This window comes from Streptomyces xiamenensis, assembly GCF_000993785.3.
Taxonomy (GTDB): domain Bacteria; phylum Actinomycetota; class Actinomycetes; order Streptomycetales; family Streptomycetaceae; genus Streptomyces; species Streptomyces xiamenensis.
Genome location: NZ_CP009922.3, coordinates 1,225,395 through 1,248,919, shown reverse-complemented (window position 1 = coordinate 1,248,919; position 23,525 = coordinate 1,225,395). Strand labels below are relative to the sequence as shown.

The following is a 23,525-nucleotide window of genomic DNA, read 5'->3' as shown; positions in this document are numbered from 1 at the left end:
CGATGGCCACCGAGACAACCCGTTTCACCACCGGCACCACCACGGCCGCCCCGGGCACGGGCACCGGCACCGGCGACACCCCCCAGTGGGGCGGCGCCGGCGGCGGACGCGGCAAGCGCCCGCGACGGCGCGGCGAACGCGGCCCGCTCGCCTCCTTCGGGCTGCACGCCACCTTGCTGCTCGCCGCGTTGGTGGCGGTCTTCCCGCCGGCCTGGCTGCTGGTGACGTCCTTCAAGCCCAAGGCCGACACGTTCACCATCTCGCTGCTGTCCAACTTCACGCTGGACAACTACGACCACGTGCTGAACAACACCAAGTTCCTCACCTGGTTCGGCAACTCCCTGCTGATCGTGGTCACCACCACCATCATCGGGGTGTTCATCTCCTCCACCACCGGCTACGCGCTCAGCCGCTTCCGCTTCCCCGGCATGCGCCCGCTGATGTGGACCCTGCTCATCACGCAGATGTTCCCGATGGCCGTGCTCATCGTGCCGCTGTACAACCTGATGGCCCAGTACGGGCTGCTGAACCGGCCCATCGCGCTGATCGTCACCTACCTCACCATCGCGGTGCCGTTCTGCGCCTGGATGATGAAGGGCTTCTTCGACACCATCCCCGTCTCCATCGACGAATCGGGACGGGTGGACGGTCTGTCGCCCTTCGGCACCTTCTGGCGGCTCATCATGCCGCTGGCCCGGCCGGGCCTGGCCGTCACCGGCTTCTACACCTTCGTCACCGCGTGGGCCGAAGTCGCCTACGCCACCGCGTTCATGACCGGTGAACGGCACCTCACCCTGGCGGGCGGTCTGCAGACCTTCGTCAACCAGCACACCCAGGACTGGCATCTGATGACTGCCGCCGCCGTGCTCATCGCCGTACCCGCGACCCTGGTCTTCGGCTACGCGCAGCGGCACCTGCAGTCCGGGCTCACGGCGGGCGCCACCAAGTCCTGACCCGGCCCGCACCGAGCACCGCCACCGCACCGGCCCGCGCCGGCACCCCCATCACGTACACGACGAGCCACAGGGAAGACATGACCCAGCACCTCGCCGCCCCCACCACCCCTGCCGCCGAGACGCCCGGGTGGTGGCGGGACGCCGTCATCTACCAGGTCTACCCGCGCTCCTTCGCCGACGGCGACGGCGACGGCATGGGCGACCTCCCCGGCATCCGGGCCCGCCTGCCCTACCTCGCGGACCTCGGCGTGGACGCCGTGTGGCTGAGCCCCTTCTACGCCTCCCCGCAGGCCGACGCCGGCTACGACGTCGCCGACTACCGGGCCATCGACCCCATGTTCGGCACCCTCCAGGACGCCGACGACCTCATCCGCGAAGCCCACGACCTGGGCCTGCGCATCATCGTCGACATCGTCCCCAACCACTCCTCGGACCGCCACGAGTGGTTCCGCCGCGCCCTGCGCGAGGGCCCCGGCTCCCCGATGCGCGAGCGCTACCACTTCCGCCCCGGCAAGGGCGAAAAGGGTGAAGAGCCCCCCAACGACTGGGAGTCCATCTTCGGCGGCCCCGCCTGGACCCGCACCACCAACCCCGACGGCTCGCCCGGCGAGTGGTACCTGCACCTCTTCGCGCCCGAACAGCCCGACTTCAACTGGGAGAACGACACCGTCCGGGACGAATTCCGCTCGGTGCTGCGCTTCTGGCTCGACAAGGGCGTCGACGGCTTCCGCATCGACGTGGCGCACGGCATGGTCAAGGCCGAAGGGCTCCCCGACATGGGCCACAGCGGACAGCTGAAGCTCCTGGGAACCCAGACACTGCCGTTCTTCGACCAGGACGGCGTCCACGAGATCTACCGCGACTGGCGCACCATCCTGGACGCCTACCCGGGGCAGCGCATCGGCGTCGCCGAGGCGTGGACCCCCAGCGCCGAGCGCACCGCCCGCTACCTGCGCCCCGGCGAACTCCACCAGGCGTTCAACTTCCATTACCTGAGCACCCCGTGGGAGGCCGGCGCGCTGCGCGAGGTCATCGACTCCTCGCTGGACTCCATGCGCCCGGTCGGCGCCCCCACCACCTGGGTCCTGTCCAACCACGACGTGGTGCGCCATCTCACCCGGCTCGGCGGCGACGTGGGCCGGGCCCGTGCCGCCACCCTGCTGATGCTGGCGCTGCCCGGCTCCGCCTACCTCTACCAGGGCGAGGAACTCGGCCTGCCCGAGGTCACCGAACTGCCCGACGAGGTACGGCAGGACCCGGCGTTCTACCGCCGCTCGCCGGACGAGGACAGCACCGAGGGCGATGGCCAGGACGGGCTGCGCGACGGCTGCCGGGTGCCCATCCCGTGGAGCAGCGAGGGGCCGTCGTACGGGTTCGGCACGGGGGGCAGCTGGCTGCCGCAGCCCGGCGGCTGGGCCAAGCTCGCCGTCTCGGCGCAGACGGACGACCCGGACTCCACCCTGGTGCTGTACCGCTCGGCGCTGGCCATCCGCCGCCGTCGGCCCGAACTCGGCGCGGGGGACGGAGTGGAGTGGCTGGACGCCCCCGAGGGGGTGCTGGCGTTCCGCCGCCGCGCCGCGGAGGGCGCGGACGGCGCCGACGGGGGAGCGGTGCTGGTCCTGGCCAACACCACCGGGGCCGACATCACGCTGCCCGCCGGGCTCGCACCCGCCGGCACCCTGCTGCTCGCCAGCGGCCCGGTCCCCGCCGGGGGCGACATCCTGCCCGCCGACACCACGGTGTGGTGGGCCACGCATGGCTGACGCCGCGCCCGCCCGACTCGCCGATATCGCCGGGCAGGCCGGGGTCAGTGAGGCCACGGTCAGCCGGGTGCTCAACGGAAAGTCGGGGGTCGCGGCCACGACCCGGCAGCGGGTGCTCGCCGCCCTGGACGTCCTGGGGTACGAGCGCCCGCTGCGGCTGCGGCAGCGCAGCGCGGGCCTGATCGGCCTGGTGATACCCGAGTTGACCAACCCGATCTTCCCCGCCTTCGCCCAGGTCATCGAGCAGGCGCTCGCCTCGCACGGCTACACCCCGGTGCTGTGCACCCAGAGTCCGGGCGGGGCCACCGAGGACGAACTGGTGGATCAGCTCGTGGAACGGGGGGTCACCGGCATCGTCTTCCTGTCGGGGCTGCACGCGGACACCACCACCGACCCCGACCGGTACTCCAGGCTGGCTGGGCGCGGGGTGCCGTTCGTGCTGATCAACGGCTACAACGACCGGGTGGAGGCGCCGTTCGTCTCCCCCGACGACGCGGCGGCGACCCGGATGGCCGTGCGGCATCTGCGGGATCTGGGGCATGAGCGGATCGGCCTGGCGGTGGGGCCGGCCCGTTTCGTCCCGGTGCTGCGGAAGGTGGCGGGCTTCACCGCGGAACTGGGGGAGGGGGCGCCGGTGCGGCACTCGCTGTTCAGCGTGGAGGGCGGCCAGGCCGCGGCCACCGCCCTGCTGGACGCGGGCTGCACGGGCATCGTGTGCGGCAGCGACATGATGGCGCTCGGCGCGATACGGGCCGCGCGGCAGCGCGGGCTCACCGTGCCGGGGGACGTGTCGGTGACCGGTTATGACGACTCCGACCTGATCGCGTTCACCGACCCGCCGCTGACGACCCTGCGCCAACCGGTCCGCGCGATGGCGGGCGCGGCGGTCACGACCTTGCTGGAAGAGATCAACGGAACCCAGGTCCAGCACACGGAGTTCGTCTTCCAGCCGGAACTCGTCGTCAGGGGGAGCACGGCGATCGCGCCCCAGCGCGGCAACGGGTGACGGGATGGCAGCCGTTCGACGCTAGCAGTCCGCAACTTCTTGTGTAAGAGGTTGCGGACATTCGACGTCAACATTTCCGGGGCGTGTCATGCCCCTTGACCGCCCCTGCGGGCCGCTCTACGGTCAGCCCTGCAACCTTATTGCTGAAACTTCCAAGAACCTTTCGGCAAGAAGAGTGCTCTTCCGGCACCCCCACCCGTGAGGAGATGTCATGCCCCTGATCCGTACGGCGCTCGCCGGTCTGACGGCAGCAGCCGCCGGGCTCGCGGTCTCACTCGGCGCCCCCGCCGCCAGCGCCGCACCGCCCGGCGACAAGGACGTCACCGCCGTGCTGTTCTCCTGGAACTTCGACTCCATCGCCCGCGAATGCACCCAGCGTCTGGGCCCGGCCGGGTACGGCTACGTCCAGGTCTCCCCGCCCCAGGAGCACATCCAGGGCAGCCAGTGGTGGACCGCCTACCAGCCCGTCAGTTACACGATCGGCAGCCGGCTCGGCAACCGCGCCCAGTTCCAGAACATGGTCAACACCTGCAGGAGTGCCGGCGTCGGCGTGGTCGTGGACACCGTCATCAATCACATGACGGCCGGCTCCGGCACCGGCACCGCCGGCAGCACCTACACCAAGTACGACTACCCGAACGCCCCCTACAGCGACTGGGACTTCAACGACTGCCGCCGCGAGATCGGCGACAACTACGGCGACCGTCACAACGTCCAGAACTGCGAACTGGTAGGGCTGTCCGACCTGAACACCGGCAAGGACTACGTCCGCCAGCGCATCGCCGACTACATGAACGATCTGCTCTCCCTCGGCGTCGCCGGCTTCCGCATCGACGCGGCCAAGCACATGCCCGCCGCCGACCTCGCCAACATCAAGTCCCGCCTCAGCAACCCCAACGCCTACTGGAAGCAGGAGGCCATCTACGGCGCCGGCGAGGCCGTCTCACCCACCGAGTACCGGGGCACCGGCGATGTCCAGGAGTTCCGCTACGGCACCGACCTGAAGCGGGTCTTCCAGAACGAACGGCTGGCCTACCTGAACAACTTCGGCGAGGGCTGGGGCCACATGCCCAGCGGCGGTTCCGCCGTCTTCGTCGACAATCACGACACCGAGCGCAACGGCTCCACCCTGTCCTACAAGAACGGCGCCGACTACACGCTCGCCAACGTCTTCATGCTGGCCTGGCCGTACGGCTCACCCGATGTGCACTCCGGCTACGAGTTCACCGATCACGACGCCGGTCCGCCCGGCAACGGCCAGGTGAGCGCCTGCTACGCGAACGGCTGGAAGTGCCAGCACGCCTGGCCGGAGATCTCCTCCATGGTCGGCTTCCGCAACGCCACCCGTGGCCAGGCCGTCACCAACTGGTGGGACAACGGCAACAACGCCATCGCCTTCGGCCGCGGCAGTCGGGGCTTCGTCGCCATCAACCACGAGGGCGGCTCGCTCACCCAGACCTACCAGACCTCGCTCCCGGCCGGGAACTACTGCGACGTGCAGAGCAACCGCACCGTGACGGTGGACGGTTCGGGACGGTTCACCGCCACCCTCGGCAGCAACACCGCGCTCGCCCTGCACAGCGGCGCCCGCTCCTGCTGACCGTCCGGGCCACCGACCCCGGATGACCGCGTGACGCGCGACCGCGCGCCCGCGTGACCGCTGCCCGTACGGCCCTTCGCCGTACGGGCAGCGCCGTCCCGTCTCAGCCCAGCGAACTCAGCGTCTCGCCGTGCTCCAGCGTCGCCGTCAGCTCCGCGTCCGCCTCCTGCCCGGGTGCCGGCAGCGCCATCACCCGGCCGGTGACGTGCCCCTCGACCTCGCCCTCCGCCGCGATCGAGTGGACCTCGGGACTGCCCGCGGCCAGCAGGTACCAGGAGTCGGCCGGCGACTTCCACAGCACGCCGGCCAGCACCCGCGGCTCGAACTCTCCGCAGGCCGTGCCCTCCTCCTGCCGCGCGACGACGGCACCGGGCTCACCGTCGTTCGCGGACGGGATCTGGAACTGCGCCATGGTGCGGCTGCCCGAACCCCGCCAGGTCTCGGCCCGGGTGCACACCCACTGGGCCGTACCCGCCCCGTCCGGCAGCTCCTGCTCGGCGAAGTTCCAGGTGTTCACCGAGCGCACCCCGGTCGCCGTGGCCCCGGACAGATGACAGGCGGTACGCGCCCACCGGGCGGCCGCCGTGCCGTCCGACAGCGCCCCGGCCCGCTCGCCCGGCGCACCGTACGTGAGCAGCGCCGGGGTCAGCTCCCCGAGGTCCGCCATCGCGTACGGCGCCGCCGTGCCCGCCGCCGTGAACTCCAGCACCGCGTACTCGGCGCACTGCTCCTGCGTGCCGCTCCCGGCCGGGGTGCGCACCGGGGCGCTCACCCCGTGCTCGTCGACCTCCGCGGGGACCCCGCCGCGGCCCGGGGTCAGCAGATCGGTCATCTCCAGCGACTCCACCCAGGGCGCCAGCAGATAGCGGGTGTTGCCGTCCGCCCGGTCCAGGACCACGGCGGAGGAGGCGAGGGCGTCGGCCCCGTCCACCCGGGCGAAGTCCATCACCGCGCCGCCCTCGGTTGCGCCGGCCGCCTCCGCGTACCGCACCAGCCGCATCCCGTCGTACAGCAGCACCACCGTGGCCTGGCCGACCTCCCCGGCGAACAGCAACTGCGGCGGGCCCGGGGGCGGTCCGGTCTGGGTGCCGGGCGTCGCGGAGACGCCCACCGACTCGCCGGGGCGCGCCCACACGGCCAGCGCGCGGCGCAGCAGTTCCTGGTCGTTGACGGCTTCGCCACGGGCGGGCCACACGGCGAAGTCCACCCGGGAGGAACCCTCCCACACGTCGGCGGGCATCCGGCGCAGCGTCTTGGGGTCCAGGGCTGCCTGGGCCTGCGCGTTCTCCGCGTAGGGCGGGGCGGCGGCGCCGTCCGGGCCCCAGCCGCCGGGGACCAGCGCCACGGTGCCGGCGGCCAGCGCGAGAGCGGCGGCACCGGCGAGGAAGGTGCGCTGCCGGCGGCGGCGCCTGGCCAGATCGGTGGGGCGGGCGGTCAGCGCGCACGGATCGACGAGTTCACCGCCCTCGGGCAGGGTGTCGGCGCCGCGCAGGGCCGCGCGGATGCCGTCCTCGTCCACCCCTGAGGCGGCCAGCAGGGTACGGATGGCGGGCGCGTTGAGCCCGTCGAGCCGGCGCAGCGCGTACGCCGCGCGGCCGGCTCCGGTCAGCCGCTTGAGGGCCTGTTCGAGGGCGAGTTCGGGGGTGTCGCCGGTGGCGCGCGGGAACAGCCGCAGCCCGGCCACCCGGGGCAGCCCGTAGGGGCCCGTGCGCAGCCGGGGCAGCTCGCGCCCGGCCAGCCGCACGGGGCGGGCGGCGGTCAGCGCTGCGCGCAGGACCCGCTGGCGCAGATGGAGATAGCCGGGGTCGGCGGTCGGCCCGGCTCCGGCGCGCGGTACGGGGACGGCGCCGGGGTCACCGCCCGCCGTGGGCAGCACCGCCGGCGCGGCCGTCCTGCCGCGCGGCACGGCGCGCTGGACCAGGGCGTGTGCCGTGAGCACCCGGCGGTGCCGGCCGAGGTCGTCGGGCAGGGCGAGGTAGGCCAGCCTGACCAGCCGGGGATAGTGCTCCACCAGCGCGGCGGCGGCCTGCTCGGGGCCGACGCCGGGCGCGGTCTCCCGGCGCCGGTGGCTGGTGGTCTTGACATCGGGGGAAGACAGATCGCTGGAGGACACATCCCGCTGAACGAGCGGAAGGGGCCGAGGACACGCGGGTGTTCCCGGGCGTCCGGACCGCGTCCGGTTTCTCTCCGGAGCGGTCCGTTTTTCTCCTGAAAGCCGCGCTTTGTGTCCGCCGGCTGTCTGCCGGCCGTGCGTTTCGGACCGGGTCAGCGCCGTTCGAGATAGGCGAGCACGGCCAGCACCCGCCGGTTGTCGTCGTCGGAGACCGGGAGGCCGAGCTTGGCGAAGATGTTGGAGGTGTGCTTGGCGATGGCGCGCTCGGTCACCACCATCCGCTCGGCGATGGCGGCGTTGGAACGGCCCTGCGCCATCAGCTCGATGACCTCCAGCTCGCGCGGGGTGAGCCGCTCCAGCGGGGAGTCCTGGGTGCGCTGCGCGAGCAACTGCTGGATGACCTGCGGATCCATCGCCGTACCGCCCCCGGCGACCCGGCGCACCGCGTCGATGAACTGGTCGGCGTCGAAGACCCGGTCCTTGAGCAGGTAGCCGACCCCGCCGTGGCCGTCCGCCAGCAGTTCGCGGGCGTACAGCTGCTCCACGTGCTGGGACAGCACCAGCACCGGCATGCCCGGGCGGTCGCGGCGCGCCCGGAGCGCGCACTGCAGCCCTTCGTCGGTGAAGGACGGGGGCAGCCGGACATCCACGACCGCGACGTCCGGCCGCAGTTCGGCGAGCGCCCGGGTGAGGGCGGGGCCGTTGTCGACGGCCGCCGCGATCTCGAAGCCGTGCGCCTGCAGGAGCCGGGTGAGGCCGTCCCTGAGGAGAAACAGATCTTCGGCGAGAACGACGCGCACCCGGTACCTACCTGCTTCCGCTCGTGTCCGTCGGTTCCGTCCGCCCGCCCGGAGTGGATCAGCCTACCGCCGGTTCCGGTGGCTCAGCCGCGCGGCAGCACGGTCCCCAGAACGGTGGGCAGGGTGTGCCAGTCGGAGCTGACGACGCTGGCGTGCGTGCCGGCCAGCTGCCGTACCCGCTCCAGCGCCTCGCTCTCCGCCGGCTCGGTGGGGCTGATGGCGGGCGGTACGGCGTGCGCGTCCGTCATCACCAGCAGGTAGTTGTTGCGGGCGTACCAGCCGGTGTCGATGGTGCCGCCCGCGTACGTGGGGGCGTTGCCGTCGAAGACGACGAACCACGGGCGCAGCGTGGCGTCCGCGTACCGTGTGGTGCGCGGGTCGTCGGCTTCGGCGTGGTGCACGGCGGGGAAGGCGACGGCGCGGTCCAGGTCTCCGGCGGCGGCCAGGTCGCGCAGGTGGCGGCTGTACTCGACATCGGTCCACAGGGTGTCGAAGGGGTTGCCCTCCTCGACGGTGCCGGGGATGAGGTGGAAGAGGAACTTGCCGGACAGCTCGTCGCGGGTGGGCCAGCCGTCGGCGCGCACCGCGTCGTCCAGGGTGGCGTGTCCGGCGGCCAGTTCGCCCGGCCGGTAGACGGCGTCGCCGAGGATGCCGTTCACCAGCGCGTCGAACTGGGCGGGGCCGCGCCCGAGGTTGGCGGCGAAGCCGTCCTTCATCTCCACCTTGATGAGGATGGGTCGGTGCCCGGGGTTGCCGTCGTGCCAGGCCCGCAGATCGGCGAGGCAGCCGGCCAGGCCCTGGTTGCGGGCCTTGGTGCGCAGCTCGGCGGGGGAGGAGGCGTTCTCACAGTTGTTGTCGTTGCCCAGCGGGTTGCTGTGCGAGACCCGCCAGCCGCCGCCGAAGAAGTTGGTCCAGACGTCGAGTTCCAGCATGCCGGCGCCGGAGTCCAGGCCGTCGGCGAGGTAGGGGAAGGTGCTCTTCTCGTAGGCGTTGTGGACGCCGACCATGGTGCCCGCGTCGAAGGCCAGGGCGCCGTCGGCCGAGGTGCCGGCGTCCGTCGCGCCGGCCGCCCGGGCGGCGCCGTGGGGGAGGGTGAGGGCCAGTGCCGTCGCGCTGATGAGCAGGAGGTTACGGAGGTTCCTGATGCGTCGCATACGTCGCCGCGCTCTCTTGTGGGGGGAGCAAGTCCACGCCAGCGTAAGCGAGTTGGTCTACACCTGGATGAGGTGGGGGTGAACGCGGGACCTCGCCGGGCGACCCGGGGGCGGCTGCCCGCTCGGACTCCCGGGGTGGGACGGGCACGGGGCGGACGGGCACGGGACGTACGGGACGGGTCAGCGCGCCACCGGCGGCTCGCAGGGCACCTCGATCGTCACCAGCGTCGGCCCACCGGCCGGACTGGACAGCGCGAGCACCCCGTCGAACGGACCCAGCCGCCGCTCGATGCCGCGCAGCCCCGTCCCCCCGTCCAGGGAGGCACCGCCGCGTCCGTTGTCCGTCACCGCGATCTTGAGGCTGGACTCGCCCTCCCCGTAGTAGATGTCCAGCCAGATGCGGTCGGCGCCCGAATGCTTGGCGGCGTTGGTGAGCACCTCGCTGACCGCGAAGTACGCGGCGGTCTCCACCGGTTCCGGCAGCCGCCCGGACAGCTCGACATCGACCTCCACCGGAATCCGCATCCGCAGCGCCAGCGCCTTGACGGCGTCCCCCAGACCGCGTTCGGCGAGCACCGGCGGATGAATGCCGCGCACCAGGTCGCGCAGCTCGGTCAGCGCCTCGGCGGAGGAGGCTCGGGCCTGCGCCAGCAGCTCCTTGGCCTGGGCCGGGTCCTTCTCCATCAGCGCCTCGGCCGCGCCCAGGCTCATGCCCATCGCGACCAGCCGGGCCTGCGCGCCGTCGTGCAGATCGCGCTCGATGCGGCGCAGTTCGGCGGCGGAGCTGTCCACCGCGTCGTGCCGGGTCTCGGTGAGCCGCGCCACCCGCTGGGCGAGCTGTTGCTTGTGGCTGGCGCCGATGAAGACGCGGCACAGCAGGAAGTGGGTGCGCAGCAGCAGCGGGTTGCAGCGCAGCCCCAGCAGGAAGAAGCCGGCACCGGTGAGGGCGCCGAGGACGGCCGTGAACCAGGAGCTGATGGGCACGAACGCCAGCCAGATGGTGCCGGACGCCTCGTGAATGGGCTGCCAGACGCCGGCCAGCAGCACCAGCCCGTACACCCCGTACAGCAGCAGGGAGGGCGCGAGCACCAGGACGGCGAAGCCGAGGGTGGCGTCCACCAGCAGCCACAGCAGGTCGCGCCAGGTGGCCGGGTCGCGCAGCAGACGCGTGGTCTCCTCCACCCGTGCGGCGAGCCCGTCGCGCCGGGCGTCCGGCAGCGGGCGGTAGGCGGCGTGGATGGTGACCCCGGACCAGTCGTGGGCGAGCAGCCGGCGCTGATTGGCGTGCGCGCGGGTGAGACGGACGACCAGGGGAGTGGTGAGGAAGCCGAGCCCGAGCCCGAGGAAGGCCAGGGACAGCACGGAGAGGATGAACAGCAGCAGCGAGCCGATGATCGAGGCCAGCGACAGCAGCAGTGCCCTGGCCGACGCCAGCAGGGCGTCGCGCGCCCGTTCGGTGCTCATGGTGTCCGTGTCCTCCGCCGCGTGCTGCTGTGGGTGCGTGTGTACGGAGGACAGTCTTCCGGAGAGCGCGGGCCCCGATCACGGGGGCCGCGACCCGAAGCCGTGGTGTACCCAGGTACACCGCGGCTTCGGGTCATCGGATCCGCGGCGGGTCACCCGGTCCGTGTCCGAGCTGCCAGCCACGGACCGGGGACGTTTCCGGGGGCGGGATCAGACCTGGCCGGCCTCGGCGAGCGCCGCGCCGCAGGTGTCGGTGATCAGCCGGGTGACGACGTACGGGTCGACGTTGGCGTTGGGGCGCCGGTCCTCGATGTAGCCCTTCTTGTCCCGCTCGACCTGCCACGGGATGCGGACCGAGGCACCGCGGTCGGACACGCCGTAGCTGTACTGGTCCCACGGGGCGGTCTCGTGCGCGCCGGTGAGCCGGTCCTCGACGCCCACGCCGTAGTTCTTGACGTGCTCCAGCGGCTTGCCGTCCTTGCCCAGGGACTCGCACGCGGTGATGATCGCGTCGTAGCCCTCGCGCATGGCCTTGGTGGAGAAGTTGGTGTGCGCGCCGGCGCCGTTCCAGTCGCCCTTGACGGGCTTGGGGTCCAGGGTGGCGGCCACGCCGAAGTCCTCGGCGGTGCGGTAGAGCAGCCAGCGGGCCACCCACAGCTGGTCGGCGACCTCCAGCGGGGAGAGCGGGCCGACCTGGAACTCCCACTGGCCCGGCATGACCTCGGCGTTGATGCCGGAGATGCCCAGGCCCGCCTTGAGGCAGTGCTCCAGGTGCGCCTCGACGATGTCACGGCCGTGGATCTCGTCCACGCCGACGCCGCAGTAGTAGCCGCCCTGCGGGGCCGGGAAGCCGTTCTCGGGGAAGCCGAGCGGGCGGGAGCCCTCGAAGAACGTGTACTCCTGCTCGATGCCGAAGATCGGCTCCTGCGCGGCGTACTGCTCGGCCACCGGGCGCAGCAGGGCACGGGTGTTGGACTCGTGCGGGGTGTCGTCGGTGTTGAAGACCTCGCACAGCACCAGGATGTCGTTCCCGCCGCGGATCGGGTCCGGGTAGGAGGCGACCGGCTTCAGGACGCGGTCCGAGGCGTGGCCCTCGGCCTGGTTGGTGCTGGAGCCGTCGAAGCCCCAGACCGGGGGCTCGGCGCCGTCGGCGAGGATCTTCGTCTTCGAACGCAGCTTCGCCGTCGGCGAGGTGCCGTCGATCCAGATGTACTCGGCCTTGTAGCTCACGGTCGTGCTCCTTGAGGAGTTCATCGCAGATGTCGCAATGGCGTGTGGGGGTGTGCGGGGTGGTCCATACGCTGTCGCCACCCTCGCTACCTGCGGTTTCTGACCAGTTGCCCGGTTGTTAACGAGCTGTGAACGGGGTTTGGGCCGGCGGACGGCGTGCCGGTGCGGCGGAACGGCCCTTACCCTGTGTGGCATGTCACTTCCTCTGCGCATGCGCTTCGGACTGTTCGGCACCGGCCCCTGGGCCCGGTTGACCCAGGGGCCCGCCCTGGCCGGGCACCCCGGGGTGGACTTGGTGGGCGTGTGGGGCCGCCGCCCCGAGGCGGCGCGGGAGTTGGCCGGGCGGCTGGACACCCGGGCCTACGAGGACGCCGACGCGCTGATCGCCGACTGCGACGCGGTGGCGATCGCGCTGCCGCCGGACGTCCAGGCCCCGCTGGCGGTACGGGCCGCGGCGGCCGGCCGTCATCTGCTGCTGGACAAGCCGCTGGCCACGACCGTGCCGGCGGCCCGGGAGGTGGCCGAGGCAGCCGCGGCCGCCGGGGTGGCGTCGGTGGTCTTCTTCACCCTGCACTTCACCCCCGAGTCGGCGGCCTGGCTGGTGGAGCAGCAGGAGACCGACGGCTGGGTGAACGGCCGCGCCGAGTGGTTCTCCGGCATCTTCGACGAGGGCGGCAGCGACAGCCCGTACGCCGCCTCCCCGTGGCGGCGGGAGAAGGGCGGACTGTGGGACATCGGCCCGCACGCGCTGTCGGTGCTGCTGCCGCCGCTGGGCGATGTCACCGGGCTGGACGCGATCACCGCCGCCCGGGGCCCCGGCGACATGGTGCACATGGCGCTGCGCCATGTGAGCGGCGCCTCCAGCACCCTCACGGTGAGCCTGTCGGTGCCTCCGCAGGCGTCGTCGATGTCGGCGGTGCTGCGCGGCAAGCCGGGCATCGTGACGCTCCCGGACCGGGGCGAGGCCCGGCACGTGGAGGCGTTCGGCGCGGCGATCGACGCGCTGGAGCGGGCGGCGCGGACGGGTGAGGCGCACCCGTGCGACGTACGGTTCGCGCTGCGGGTGACGGAGATCCTGGCGACGGCCGAGGGGCAACTGGGCGCGGCCGGCTGATCCCTGACCGATCCCCGGCCCGCGCCGGACCGCCGTGCCCCGGTGGGTGCCGGGCGGGCCCGGGCGCCGGTGCTCCGAACGGACGCGGGCGGTGGTGAGCCCTTCCAAGGCATGAGATCCGTTAATCATGTCATCGGAAGTCTCAGAGAAGTCCGCCGTGCCCCGCCGCGTCCTGCTCGGCGCCACCGCCTGCCTCAGCATCCTCGGCCTCGACCGCCTGCTGACCGCGTGCTCCTCCTCCGGCGCCGGTACGGGCACGGCCGGCGCGGCCCCGGGCCCCGCCGCACCGGCGGCCCCCGCCGCGGACTCCTACCGCCTGCGCCCCTTCACCTCCGGCAGTGCCGCCCGGACCACGCCACCCCGGCAGCCGCTGCCGGTGCGCGCCGAGGCCGCCCTGACCCTCGCCACCCCGGGCAAGAAGATCGCCATCACCCTGGACGACGGCCCGCACCCCACGTACACGCCCCAGGTGCTCAAGCTGCTGCGCACGTACAAGGTTCCCGGCACCTTCTTCGTCATCGGCGAGAACGCCCACTCCCACCCCGACCTGGTGCGCGCCATCGCCGACGAGGGCCATGTGGTGGCCAACCACTCCTGGAGCCATCCGCAGCTGGACACTCTCTCGCAGAAGCGGGTGCGCCGCGAGCTGGGCGACACCTGCGACATCATCCAGGACATCCTCGGCGCCCCGCCCGACCTCGCCCGCGCCCCGTACGGCGCCTGGGACAAGGCGTCCCTCACCGTCTGCGCCGAACTCGGCATGGAACCCCTGGGCTGGTCCGTCGACACCAACGACTGGGCCAGACCCGGCACCTCCAGCATCGCCGGCTCGGTCCTGGAGGGCGCCCACTCCGGGGCGATCGTCCTCACCCACGACGGAGGCGGCGACCGTTCCCAGACGGTCACCGCCCTCGGCCAGGTCCTTCCCAAGCTCCTGGACCGCGGCTACGAACTGGTCCTGCCCACCGCGCCCCCCGTCTAGGAGCGCGGAGCCCGCCCCAGCGCCGCCACCAGCTCCTGCACATTCGCGTAGCTGCTGCGCCGCGGCAGCGACCGCACCTGATCGATCAGCTCGTCCGGCGCCCGCTCCTCCAGCAGGGTGCGCAGGACCTCCGACCGCTTCGCCGGGAACCCGGTCCGCCGCAGATGCCGCGCCAGCTCGAAACGGAACGCCTCGTCGCGCACCTCCCGGTCGTCCCCCGCACCGGGTGGCGGCGTCGCGCCGTCCGCGCCCTCCACCGGCTCCGGATCCCGCCAGGCGTCGGCCCGGGTGGGCCGGTCCGCCCGCAGCACCCCTTCCACCTCGTGCTTCAGCTGATCGTCCTGATGCGCGCTCAGCCGACTGCTGCCCCGTTCCTGCATGTCAGGTCCCTCCTTCGGTGCCGGGCCCGGCGGGTACCCGGGGTTTGAGAGAGAAACCAGCGGTAACGCGGTGCGGAGCCGCGATCCCAGACCCGTACTCCGGGGCAGAAAAAAATATCTGGCCCGAAATGCGCCAAACGGGGCAATGGGTACACAATGGGAGCAAGGTCTGTAAATGAGACTGAGACAGCGCGGTCGCACGAATCCCACAGAAGGAGGCGAGTCGCATGGCCGACGTCTCACACCACAGGGGTACGGACGTCTCCCATCGCAGGGACACCAGCATGGCGGACCACCCCGACGCACGTGAGATGCGGGAGCGCTACTCCCGTGTGACAGGTGGCGCGACAGTGCCGCTGGTGGACGCACCGGTCTTCCTGGCCGGCCTGTATCTGGCGGTCTCCGCCTGGCTGGTGCCGACGTTCATCGCCGCCCAGCCGCGTCTGGGCATACACAACCTGATCCTCGGAATCGCGGTGGCGGTGCTGGCGCTGGGCTTCGCCCTGGTGCCGGAGCGGATGCACGGCATGGGCCTGGCCCTGTGCGTCATCGGAGCGTGGTCGATCGTTGCGATCTGGACGGTGGGCAGTGGCGCCAGCGGCGGCATCATCCTCAGCCAGATCATCGTCGGCGGTGTCATCTTCCTTCTGGGACTGGCAGCCACCGGCGCGGCACTGGCGATGCGCCGCAAGCGCCACACCCACAGCGAGAGGATGACGACCTGACAGGGAGTCGCACATAGACACAACAGAACAACGCCGAAAAGCCCGGCGGGCAGCCCCATCAGGGACTGCCCGCCGGTGCGTTCCGCGCCTGCGCGCGGTGCCGATCCGCTTACACGTCGAAGTACAGCTCGAACTCGTGCGGGTGCGGGCGCTGGGCCATCGGCGCGATTTCCTTCTCGCGCTTGAAGTCCACCCAGGTCTCGATCAGGTCAGTGGTGAAGACGCCACCCGCCAGCAGGTAGTCGTTGTCCTCCTCCAGGGCCTCCAGCACGGCCGGCAGGGAGGTCGGGACCTGGGCCAGCTCCGCGTGCTCCTCGGGGGCCAGCTCGTACAGGTCCTTGTCGACCGGCTCCGGCGGCTCGATCTTGTTCTTGACGCCGTCCAGGCCCGCCAGCAGCAGGGCGGAGAAGGCCAGGTACGGGTTGGAGGACGGGTCCGGGGCGCGGAACTCCACGCGCTTGGCCTTCGGGTTGGAGCCCGTGATCGGGATGCGCATCGCGGCCGAGCGGTTGCGCTGCGAGTACACCATGTTGACGGGGGCCTCGAAGCCCGGCACCAGACGGTGGTACGAGTTCAGCGTCGGGTTGGTGAACGCCAGCAGCGACGGGGCGTGCTTGAGGATGCCGCCGATGTAGTAGCGGGCCATGTCGGACAGGCCCGCGTACCCCTGCTCGTCGTAGAAGAGCGGGGAGCCGCCCGTCCACAGCGACTGGTGGACGTGCATGCCGGAGCCGTTGTCACCGAAGATCGGCTTGGGCATGAAGGTGGCGGTCTTGCCGTTGCGCCAGGCGACGTTCTTGACGATGTACTTGAACAGCATCAGATCGTCGGCGGCGGCCAGCAGGGTGTTGTACTTGTAGTTGATCTCCGCCTGGCCCGCGGTGCCCACCTCGTGGTGCTGGCGCTCGACCTCAAGACCGGCGTTGATCAGCTCCAGGGTGATCTCCGCGCGCAGGTCGGCGAAGTGGTCGACCGGCGGGGCGGGGAAGTAGCCGCCCTTGTAGCGGACCTTGTACCCGCGGTTGCCGCCCTCCTCGATGGCGCCGGTGTTCCAGGCGCCCGCCTCGGAGTCGATGTAGTAGTAGCCGGCGTTCGACTTGGTCTCGAAGCGCACGTCGTCGAAGACGTAGAACTCCGCCTCGGGCCCGAAGTACGCGGTGTCGGCGATGCCGGAGGAGGCCAGGTAGGCCTCGGCCTTCTTCGCCACGTTGCGCGGGTCGCGGCTGTACGCCTCGCCCGTGATCGGGTCCTGGATGAAGAAGTTGATGTTGACCGTCTTGTCCTTGCGGAACGGGTCGAGACGCGCGGTGGAGAGGTCAGGGACGAGCGCCATGTCGGACTCGTGGATGGCCTGGAAGCCGCGGATCGACGAGCCGTCGAACATCAGCTGCTCATCCGGGTCGAAAGCCTGGACCGGGAGCGTGACGTGCTGCATGATGCCCGGCAGATCGCAGAAGCGGACGTCGATGAATTTGACGTCGTTATCCGCAATGTACTTCTTGATCTCGTCGGCGTTCTGGAACATCCGATCGTCCTCCTTGCCCACCCATCGGGCGGGGAATGCGCAGCTCGGGTGCGGGCCCGGGGCACGGACCTGCCGGGGCCGACCCTAAGAACCGGCCATTTCTCGGGCATGACCCTCGTGTTTCGCCGATGTTAACCAGCCAACCGGAGCAACCTCCGGCGACTGGCCGGTGGGCGCCCGCGGCGGGAGCCGCCCGGAGACCGCCGGGCGGACCGCGCTACCGTGGACGGGTGGACAAAGAGGCGGACAAAGAGCTCGACAATCGACAGGTCATCGGATCCTGGCTCTCCGGCCCCCGGGCCACCGCCGAGAGCATGGGGGTCGACTTCGGCTACCGGGGCGAGCGCTTCGGCCTCCCCGAGCACGGGCCGGGCTCCATCGCCTCGCTCGGCCGGCGGGTGGCGGCCATCTGTGTCGACTGGGCGCTGTGCGCCCTGATCGCATACGGTCTGCTCGCCGACGGCCCGAGCTCGCTGGGCAACTGGACCCTGCTGGTCTTCACCGTCACCGGCATCCTCACCGTCGGCACCCTGGGCTCCACCCCGGGCAAGCGGCTGCTGGGCCTGCGCGTCGTCCACCTCAGCGGGGAGCGGCTGAGCTTCCCGCGCGCCGCCGCCCGTACGGTCCTGCTCGCGCTCGCCGTCCCGGCCCTGATCTGGGACCGCGACAGCCGCGGGCTCCACGACCGGCTCACCGAGGCCGTACAGCTCCGCGTCTGAGCCCACCGGGCCCCGACGCCGGCGGGCGACCGGGACGACCAGCGACGGCATCGCGGCACCGCGGCACCGAGGTACGGAGGACGGACACAGCGGAAGGGCCCGGCGGGATCGACCGCCGGGCCCTTCCGTTCGATGTCCACCCGTCATCCGTGACGGGTTCGCTCAGCGCCCCCTGCGCTGCTGCGGGCCGCCCTTCGGCAGCTTCATACCCTTGGGCATCGGGCCCTTCGGCAGCGGCATGTTGCTCATCAGGTCGCCCATCGCGCGCAGCCGGTCGTTCACCTCGGTGACCCGGTGGCCCGGCAGCACCCGCGGGAACTTCATGACCTTGCTCCGCAGCTTCTTCAGCGGCACCTGGTCCTCGCCGGTGCCGACGAGCACGTCGTGCACCGGCACCTCCGAGACCACCCGGTTCATCCGGCGCTTCTCGGCGGCCATGAGCGTCTTCACCCGGTTCGGGTTGCCCTCGCCGACCAGCACCACGCCGCACTTGCCGACCGCCCGGTGCACCACGTCCTGCTGGCGGTTGATCGCCACCGCCGGGGTGAACACGAAGCCGCGCCGCAGGTTCTCCAGCACGGCGGCGGCCGCTCCCGGCTGCCCCTCCATCTGGCTGAAAGCCGCCCGTTCGGCCCGCCGCCCGAAGACGATGGCCGTGGTCAGCAAAGCGACCAGGAAGCCCAGGATGCCCAGATAGATCGGGTGACCGATCAGAAAGCCGATGCCAAGGATCACACCGAAGGTGCCCAGGCCGACTGCAGAGATGACCAGGCCGATCCACCGATCGACCCGCTTGGTCATCTTGTACGTCAGAGCGATCTGCTTGAGCCGCCCTGGGTTCTCGGAATCTTGTTCCTTGTCCTTCCGCGCCATGTCGGCAAGTTTACGGCCGTCCCGCCGACACCGGCGCCCAGGGCGGCTCAGGCCGCCGGGGACGCCGCCTCGCGCCGCTCCAGCGCCTGCCGGTACAGCCGCCCCGCCCGGTACGACGAACGCACCAGCGGGCCGGACATGACCCCCGCGTAGCCGATCTCCTCGGCCTCCTGCTGGAGCTCCACGAACTCCGCCGGCTTCACCCAGCGCTCCACGGGGTGGTGCCGCGGCGTGGGCCGCAGGTACTGGGTGATCGTGACCAGCTCGGTGCCCGCGTCGTGCATCTGGCGCAGCGCGTCGCTGACCTCCTCGCGGGTCTCGCCCAGGCCCAGGATCAGGTTGGACTTGGTGACCAGGCCCGCCTCGCGCGCCCGCGTGATCACTTCCAGTGACCGCTCGTAACGGAAGCCGGGCCGGATCCGCTTGAAGATCCTCGGCACCGTCTCCACGTTGTGCGCCAGCACCTCGGGCCGCGAGGAGAACACCTCGGCCAGCTGCTCGGGCACCGCGTTGAAGTCCGGGATCAGCAGCTCCACCCCGGTGCCGGGGAGCAGCGTGTGGATCTGCCGGACCGTCTCCGCGTACAGCCAGGCCCCGCCGTCCTCCAGGTCGTCACGGGCGACCCCGGTGATGGTGGCGTACTTCAGCTCCATCTGCCGGACGGACTCGGCCACCCGGCGCGGCTCGTCCCGGTCGAGCTCGGCCGGCTTGCCGGTGTCGATCTGGCAGAAGTCGCAGCGCCGGGTGCACTGCTCGCCCCCGATCAGGAACGTGGCCTCCCGGTCCTCCCAGCATTCGAAGATGTTGGGACAGCCCGCCTCCTGGCAGACCGTGTGCAGCCCCTCCCGCTTCACCAGACCCAGCAGGTCCTTGTACTCAGGACCCATCGTGGCCCTGGTCTTGATCCACTCGGGCTTGCGTTCGATCGGGGTCTGGCTGTTCCGGACCTCAAGGCGCAGCATCTTACGACCGTCGGGCGCGACAGCGGACACGTCCGCCTCCCTACCACTTTTGGTTCATCGGCGTATCTCAGCGTACGCCTGTGCTTATGAGGTCAGACCGCGCGGGGGAGGGGGACCGTGTCCTCCAGAACCGCCCGCAGATGCTTCTCCACCACGGGCAGCACCTCCGCCACCGGCACCCGCCGCCCCAGCTCCTGGGAGAGCGATGTCACACCCGCGTCCCGGATGCCGCACGGCACGATCCGGTCGTACGAGGTGTTGTCCGGGTCGCAGTTCAGCGAGAAGCCGTGCATCGTGACGCCCTTGGCCACCCGGATGCCGATCGCGCACAGCTTGCGGTCCTCGCCGCGCTGCCCCGCGTTCGACGGCGCGTACTGGGGGCCGGCCAGCCGGGGATCGAACTCCTCGTCGTTCAGCCGCGGATCGAAGTCGAGCCTGAGCCCTCCGGTCACGGACGCCGGCGCGGGCACCGAGTCCCCCAGGACCCACACCCCGCTGCGGCCCTCCACCCGCGTGGTCTCCAGGCCGAACTCCGCACAGGTGCGGATCACCGCCTCCTCCAGCCGCCGCACGTGCGCGATCACGTCCACCGGGCGCGGCAGCTTCAGGATCGGATACCCCACCAGCTGCCCGGGGCCGTGCCAGGTGATCTTCCCGCCCCGGTCGATGTCGATGACCGGAGTGCCGTCCAGGGGCCGTTCACTGTCCTCGGTACGCCGCCCCGCCGTGTACACCGACTGGTGCTCCAACAGCAGACAGGTGTCGGGAACCTCGTCGGCGAAGCGCGCGGTGTGCACCCGCCGCTGCTCCTGCCAGGCCGCGTGATACTCGACGGCTTCGTCCCCGAAGCCCAGATGGACAAAGCGCAGCTCACTCACTGCCGCTCACTCTCCCGGTGCAGAACCACGACGCGCGCAGCGTCCCGAACCACTGTACGGCCGTGCTCCGACAGGTAAGCGTGTGCCCCGGTCCTCACACATATGGATGAATCATCCGCAGACGGGCCGATCAGGTGGGGAGAGACCGTTACATTCACGCCGTTCCAGCCGCACAGCCGTAAGGCAGGAGACCGCATCGCCGATGTCCACGGAACGACCCGGAGGGACCCCCTCCGTACCCCCACCCGCGCACGCCCCACGGGCCGTCGCGCCCGGCAGCACGCCGCCGCCGGCCCCGCCTCCCTCCGGGCAGCGCACCCCCAACCGGCAACTGGCCGCCCTGATCGCCGAAGCCGGCTTCTCGCACGCCGGTCTCGCCCGCCGCGTCGACCAGCTCGGCCTCGAACACGGGCTTGATCTGCGGTACGACAAGACCTCCGTCACCCGCTGGCTGCGCGGCCAGCGACCGCGCGGCACCACGCCCGCGCTGATCGCCGAGGTCTTCACCCGCCGCCTCGGCCGCCGGCTCTCCGCCCAGGACCTCGGTCTGGAGGCCTGCGCGCCCGTGTACGCGGGGCTCGAGTTCGCCGCGACCCCCGCCGAGGCCGTCGACATCGTCGCCGGCCTGTGGCGCAAGGACTCCGGCAGCTACGCCGAGCTGCGCAAGATCGCCTTCACCCCGGCGGGGCTCGTGGTGCCCAGCCGTGACTGGCTCATCGGGCGCCCGGACGACCGGGTGGCGCGCGGCGACCCGCCGGACCCGGTGGGCGGCATCACCGGACTGCCCAGCCTGGCCGGGCTCACCGCGCACCCCCGGGTGCCCGAACAGACCCGGCACCGCGCCGCCAGCGCCGTCGCCGCGAACCGTGCCGGGGCGGGAGGCGGCACCGACCGCGTCGAACGCGGCCCCGGGCAGCGCGTCACCGGCGGCGACATCGCGGCCCTGCGGTCGGTCGCCGAGCTGTTCCGCGCGCTCGACAACGCCTACGGCGGCGGCCACGCCCGGCAGGCGCTGGTGCGGTACCTGGAACACGAGCTGGAGCCGATGCTGCGCGGCACCTACGGGGAGCAGACCGGCCGCCGGCTGTTCTCCGCCGCCGCCGACCTGACCCGGCTGGCCGGCTGGACGGCGTACGACATCGCCGCCCACGGCCTCGCCCAGCGGTACTTCGTCCAGGCGCTGCGGCTGGCCCAGGCCGCCGGGGACCGCTCGTACGGCAGCTATGTCCTGGTGTCGATGAGCCGGCAGGCCGTCTACCTGGGGCACGGGCGCGAAGCGGTGCAGCTGGCGCGGGTCGCCCAGCAGGGCATGGCCAGCTCCGTACCACCGGCCGTCCAGGCGCTGCTGCACGCGGTCGAGGCGCGCGGGCACGGACTGCTGGGGGAGGTGCGGGCCTGCTCGGCGGCGCTCGCCAGGGCGGAGCGCGCCCTGGAGGCGGCCAGGCCGGGGGAGGAGGTGCCCACCTGGGCGCGGTTCTTCGACGAGGCGCAGCTGGCGGACGAGTTCGCGCACTGTCACCGCGACCTCCAGCAGTACCGGACCTCGGCGCGCTACGCGGAACGCTCCCTGCAACTGCGGGCCAACGGCTACGCGCGCAGCCGGCTGTTCTGCCGGGTGGTGCTGGCCACGGCGAAACTGGGCCTGGGCGACGTGGACCACGCGTGCGCCCTGGCGGTCGAGGCCGCCCAGCAGGCGACCGACATGCGCTCGGCGCGGGCGCACGAGTACCTCCAGGACTTCGAACGGCGCCTGGACCCCTACCGCGACTCGCTCGCGGTGCGGGGCTACCGGGAGAAGGTGGCCGCCCTGACCTGACACGGACGGTGCGGGCGGCCCGGCCCGGGGGCGCGGGCACAACGGGCGCGCGCCGGGTGGTTCCGGCCCCGTGCAGGGGTCGGAACCACCCGGCGCGACCCGCAACACCGGCGTGCGGGCCGGCTGGGCCGTGCCCCTGCCCGCGTCACCGGCGTCAGGCCGCGGCGCTGGTGTTCGGCTCGCTCAGCACCGGCCGCCCGAAGTCCTCCAGCAGGGCGGCGACCGCCGTCCGCGCCGTGTCCGGATCATCCGCCCCGCGGTGGTCGCCGCAGATGTACAGGCCGTCCAGCAGCCGGGTGCGGCGCGGTCCCGCGTACGGGGGCGGGTTCAGCGGTACGGCCTGCGGATCGTGGTGCGCGGCCAGCAGCCGCCACTCATGGGCCGGGGTCCCGTACAGCGCCGTCAGCTGAGGGCGGGCTGCCTTGTCCAGGATCTCGGCCGGTTCGCCCGCCGCGGGCCCCAGCACCACCGAGGTGACCAGCGCCGCGCCCTCCGGCGCCCGGGAGGGGTCGGCGGCCGAGGCGACCAGCGAGTAGCTGAGGGGCCCGCGCTCCGGCACCGCGTCGACGAGCAGCGCCGGGCCGGTCTGCGGCCCCGGCCCCGGGACGGCGTGGTGCAGCACCGTCACCGGCCGGAACCGCGGCACCCGCAGCCCCGGCAGCAGCCGCGCGGCCTCCCGCGCCCCGGTGGCCAGGACGACGGCCCGGCAGCGTACGGTCCCGTGCCGTTCCGTCTCCACCCGGGAGGTGGACACGGAGGTGACGCGTACCCCGGTGCGGACGGCATCCTCCGGCAGTCCTTCCGCCAGGCCGCGCGCGTGGGCGCCGGAGCCGCCCGCCGCCAGTGCCAGGCCCTCCCGGGCGAAGGACCGCAGCGTCAGATCGCCCAGCCGGCTGGAGGTGGCGAGCCGCGGGTCATGGAGCAGCGCCGAGAGCAGCGGACGCAGAAAGCCTTCTGCGATCCGCGCCGGTATGCCCCGCGCGGACAGCGCGTCCGCCACCGGCAGCTCCGGCCGGGCCGCCAGCCGCTCGTCGGGAAGCTGCCCGAGCCGGGCGAGGTTGGCCCGCAGCCACGAGTGGTCGAACGCGGTGATGAGCGAACGGCTCCGCCGCGCCCGGCCGTCGTCGGCGGCCACGTCCGCCGCCGTGGTGGCGCCGCCGCCCTGCGCCTCACCCACCCGGTGCACCTCACCCCGCGCCCCGTGCAGCAGCGCGCCCCCCGTCAGCCGGCACACCGCCTCCTCCGGCAGGCCCGGGGCCGTCAGCCGGCTGCTCCGGTCGAGGAGGAAGCCGTCCCGGGAGGCGGTGGCCATCCGGCCCCCGATCCGGTCGGCCGCCTCCAGGACCGTCACCGTCAGCCCGGCGTCCCGCACTCTGCGGGCGGCGGCGAGACCCGCCGTACCTGCCCCGATGACGACGACGTCGGAATCCACTGCTTGCGTTCGGCTGCTCAGCACGGGCCCTCC

Annotated in this window: 19 protein-coding genes and 1 pseudogene; 9 read left to right on the top strand and 11 right to left on the bottom strand. The window is 72.1% G+C overall.

Annotated features, from left to right (window positions below; genetic code table 11):
• Positions 1-2 precede the first annotated feature (2 nt).
• From SXIM_RS05610 to SXIM_RS05595, 4 genes and pseudogenes are all read left to right on the top strand, one after another.
• The gene (locus SXIM_RS05610; protein WP_030734681.1) at positions 3-953 is read left to right on the top strand and encodes a sugar ABC transporter permease; all 951 of its coding nucleotides are present in this window, start codon (positions 3-5) and stop codon (positions 951-953) included.
• Positions 954-1,033: 80 nt separating this feature from the next.
• Positions 1,034-2,719, top strand: coding sequence for a glycoside hydrolase family 13 protein (locus tag SXIM_RS05605; RefSeq protein WP_030734678.1), 1,686 nt, complete (start codon positions 1,034-1,036; stop codon positions 2,717-2,719).
• Positions 2,712-3,725: a LacI family DNA-binding transcriptional regulator gene (locus SXIM_RS05600; protein WP_046723130.1), complete on the top strand. Its 1,014-nt coding sequence runs from the start codon at positions 2,712-2,714 to the stop codon at positions 3,723-3,725. The genes SXIM_RS05605 and SXIM_RS05600 overlap by 8 nt, the downstream gene beginning before the upstream one ends.
• Positions 3,726-3,936: 211 nt before the next feature.
• Positions 3,937-5,322 (top strand): annotated as a pseudogene (locus SXIM_RS05595) (alpha-amylase); the annotation flags it as partial.
• Between the two features lie 106 nt (positions 5,323-5,428).
• Here SXIM_RS05595 and SXIM_RS05590 read toward each other — a convergent pair.
• The 5 genes from SXIM_RS05590 to glnII all read right to left on the bottom strand — a co-directional run bounded on the left by SXIM_RS05590 (position 5,429) and on the right by glnII (position 12,086).
• Positions 5,429-7,438: a hypothetical protein gene (locus SXIM_RS05590; RefSeq protein WP_234306914.1), complete on the bottom strand. Its 2,010-nt coding sequence runs from the start codon at positions 7,436-7,438 to the stop codon at positions 5,429-5,431.
• Positions 7,439-7,590: 152 nt separating this feature from the next.
• Positions 7,591-8,238, bottom strand: coding sequence for a response regulator transcription factor (locus tag SXIM_RS05585; protein WP_030734666.1), 648 nt, complete (start codon positions 8,236-8,238; stop codon positions 7,591-7,593).
• Positions 8,239-8,321: 83 nt separating this feature from the next.
• Entirely contained in the window at positions 8,322-9,392 is a 1,071-nt protein-coding gene (locus SXIM_RS05580; protein WP_046723127.1) for a phosphatidylinositol-specific phospholipase C domain-containing protein, read from the bottom strand.
• A 180-nt stretch (positions 9,393-9,572) separates the two neighbouring features.
• On the bottom strand, positions 9,573-10,856 hold the full coding sequence (locus tag SXIM_RS05575; protein WP_046723125.1) for a sensor histidine kinase: 1,284 nt from the start codon (positions 10,854-10,856) through the stop codon (positions 9,573-9,575).
• A 210-nt stretch (positions 10,857-11,066) separates the two neighbouring features.
• Complete coding sequence (gene glnII, locus SXIM_RS05570; protein ID WP_046723124.1) at positions 11,067-12,086, bottom strand: glutamine synthetase; 1,020 nt, start codon at positions 12,084-12,086, stop codon at positions 11,067-11,069.
• Positions 12,087-12,297: 211 nt separating this feature from the next.
• Here glnII and SXIM_RS05565 point away from each other — a divergent pair, with 211 nt between their 5' ends.
• Both SXIM_RS05565 and SXIM_RS05560 read left to right on the top strand, forming a co-directional pair.
• The gene (locus tag SXIM_RS05565; protein WP_046723122.1) at positions 12,298-13,200 is read left to right on the top strand and encodes a Gfo/Idh/MocA family protein; all 903 of its coding nucleotides are present in this window, start codon (positions 12,298-12,300) and stop codon (positions 13,198-13,200) included.
• 157 nt (positions 13,201-13,357) lie between these two features.
• Complete coding sequence (locus tag SXIM_RS05560) at positions 13,358-14,182, top strand: polysaccharide deacetylase family protein (RefSeq protein WP_030734652.1); 825 nt, start codon at positions 13,358-13,360, stop codon at positions 14,180-14,182.
• Here SXIM_RS05560 and SXIM_RS05555 read toward each other — a convergent pair.
• Positions 14,179-14,562 carry a DUF2795 domain-containing protein gene (locus SXIM_RS05555; RefSeq protein ID WP_030734648.1) on the bottom strand — a complete coding sequence of 128 codons (384 nt, stop codon included), beginning with the start codon at positions 14,560-14,562 and terminating at the stop codon, positions 14,179-14,181. The two genes, SXIM_RS05560 and SXIM_RS05555, sit on opposite strands and share 4 nt — an antisense overlap.
• A gap of 227 nt (positions 14,563-14,789) precedes the next feature.
• Here SXIM_RS05555 and SXIM_RS05550 point away from each other — a divergent pair, with 227 nt between their 5' ends.
• Complete coding sequence (locus SXIM_RS05550; RefSeq protein WP_030734645.1) at positions 14,790-15,287, top strand: SPW repeat protein; 498 nt, start codon at positions 14,790-14,792, stop codon at positions 15,285-15,287.
• 109 nt (positions 15,288-15,396) lie between these two features.
• Here the strand turns inward: SXIM_RS05550 and glnA are convergent, their stop codons facing one another.
• Positions 15,397-16,812: a type I glutamate--ammonia ligase gene (gene glnA, locus SXIM_RS05545; protein ID WP_030734642.1), complete on the bottom strand. Its 1,416-nt coding sequence runs from the start codon at positions 16,810-16,812 to the stop codon at positions 15,397-15,399.
• A gap of 314 nt (positions 16,813-17,126) precedes the next feature.
• Here glnA and SXIM_RS05540 point away from each other — a divergent pair, with 314 nt between their 5' ends.
• Positions 17,127-17,531, top strand: a complete 405-nt coding sequence (locus SXIM_RS05540; protein WP_046725450.1) for an RDD family protein — start codon at positions 17,127-17,129, stop codon at positions 17,529-17,531.
• Positions 17,532-17,693: 162 nt separating this feature from the next.
• Here SXIM_RS05540 and SXIM_RS05535 read toward each other — a convergent pair whose 3' ends face one another.
• The 3 genes from SXIM_RS05535 to lipB all read right to left on the bottom strand — a co-directional run bounded on the left by SXIM_RS05535 (position 17,694) and on the right by lipB (position 20,244).
• Positions 17,694-18,404 carry a DUF4191 domain-containing protein gene (locus SXIM_RS05535; protein ID WP_030734634.1) on the bottom strand — a complete coding sequence of 237 codons (711 nt, stop codon included), beginning with the start codon at positions 18,402-18,404 and terminating at the stop codon, positions 17,694-17,696.
• A gap of 47 nt (positions 18,405-18,451) precedes the next feature.
• Entirely contained in the window at positions 18,452-19,396 is a 945-nt protein-coding gene (lipA, locus tag SXIM_RS05530) for a lipoyl synthase (RefSeq protein WP_030734631.1), read from the bottom strand.
• A 62-nt stretch (positions 19,397-19,458) separates the two neighbouring features.
• Positions 19,459-20,244 carry a lipoyl(octanoyl) transferase LipB gene (lipB, locus tag SXIM_RS05525; protein WP_030734628.1) on the bottom strand — a complete coding sequence of 262 codons (786 nt, stop codon included), beginning with the start codon at positions 20,242-20,244 and terminating at the stop codon, positions 19,459-19,461.
• A gap of 202 nt (positions 20,245-20,446) precedes the next feature.
• On the opposite strand from lipB, the gene SXIM_RS05520 reads away from it, so the two are divergent.
• Entirely contained in the window at positions 20,447-22,060 is a 1,614-nt protein-coding gene (locus SXIM_RS05520) for an NsdA family TPR-like regulatory protein (RefSeq protein WP_246156837.1), read from the top strand.
• 154 nt (positions 22,061-22,214) lie between these two features.
• Here the strand turns inward: SXIM_RS05520 and SXIM_RS05515 are convergent, their stop codons facing one another.
• Positions 22,215-23,516, bottom strand: a complete 1,302-nt coding sequence (locus tag SXIM_RS05515; protein ID WP_030734623.1) for an FAD-dependent oxidoreductase — start codon at positions 23,514-23,516, stop codon at positions 22,215-22,217.
• Between the last annotated feature and the right edge of the window lie 9 nt (positions 23,517-23,525).

What these genes read in the sequence shown, in the direction of transcription:
- SXIM_RS05540 (WP_046725450.1), top strand. Translation starts at nt 17,127, where the DNA reads ATGGGGGTCGACTTCGGCTACCGGGGCGAGCGCTTCGGCCTCCCCGAG.
- SXIM_RS05550 (WP_030734645.1), top strand. Translation starts at nt 14,790, where the DNA reads ATGGCCGACGTCTCACACCACAGGGGTACGGACGTCTCCCATCGCAGG.
- glnA (WP_030734642.1), bottom strand. Translation starts at nt 16,812, where the DNA reads ATGTTCCAGAACGCCGACGAGATCAAGAAGTACATTGCGGATAACGAC.
- SXIM_RS05520 (WP_246156837.1), top strand. Translation starts at nt 20,447, where the DNA reads ATGTCCACGGAACGACCCGGAGGGACCCCCTCCGTACCCCCACCCGCG.
- SXIM_RS05605 (WP_030734678.1), top strand. Translation starts at nt 1,034, where the DNA reads ATGACCCAGCACCTCGCCGCCCCCACCACCCCTGCCGCCGAGACGCCC.
- SXIM_RS05555 (WP_030734648.1), bottom strand. Translation starts at nt 14,562, where the DNA reads ATGCAGGAACGGGGCAGCAGTCGGCTGAGCGCGCATCAGGACGATCAG.
- SXIM_RS05575 (WP_046723125.1), bottom strand. Translation starts at nt 10,856, where the DNA reads ATGAGCACCGAACGGGCGCGCGACGCCCTGCTGGCGTCGGCCAGGGCA.
- SXIM_RS05535 (WP_030734634.1), bottom strand. Translation starts at nt 18,404, where the DNA reads ATGGCGCGGAAGGACAAGGAACAAGATTCCGAGAACCCAGGGCGGCTC.
- SXIM_RS05600 (WP_046723130.1), top strand. Translation starts at nt 2,712, where the DNA reads ATGGCTGACGCCGCGCCCGCCCGACTCGCCGATATCGCCGGGCAGGCC.
- SXIM_RS05610 (WP_030734681.1), top strand. Translation starts at nt 3, where the DNA reads ATGGCCACCGAGACAACCCGTTTCACCACCGGCACCACCACGGCCGCC.
- SXIM_RS05580 (WP_046723127.1), bottom strand. Translation starts at nt 9,392, where the DNA reads ATGCGACGCATCAGGAACCTCCGTAACCTCCTGCTCATCAGCGCGACG.
- SXIM_RS05565 (WP_046723122.1), top strand. Translation starts at nt 12,298, where the DNA reads ATGCGCTTCGGACTGTTCGGCACCGGCCCCTGGGCCCGGTTGACCCAG.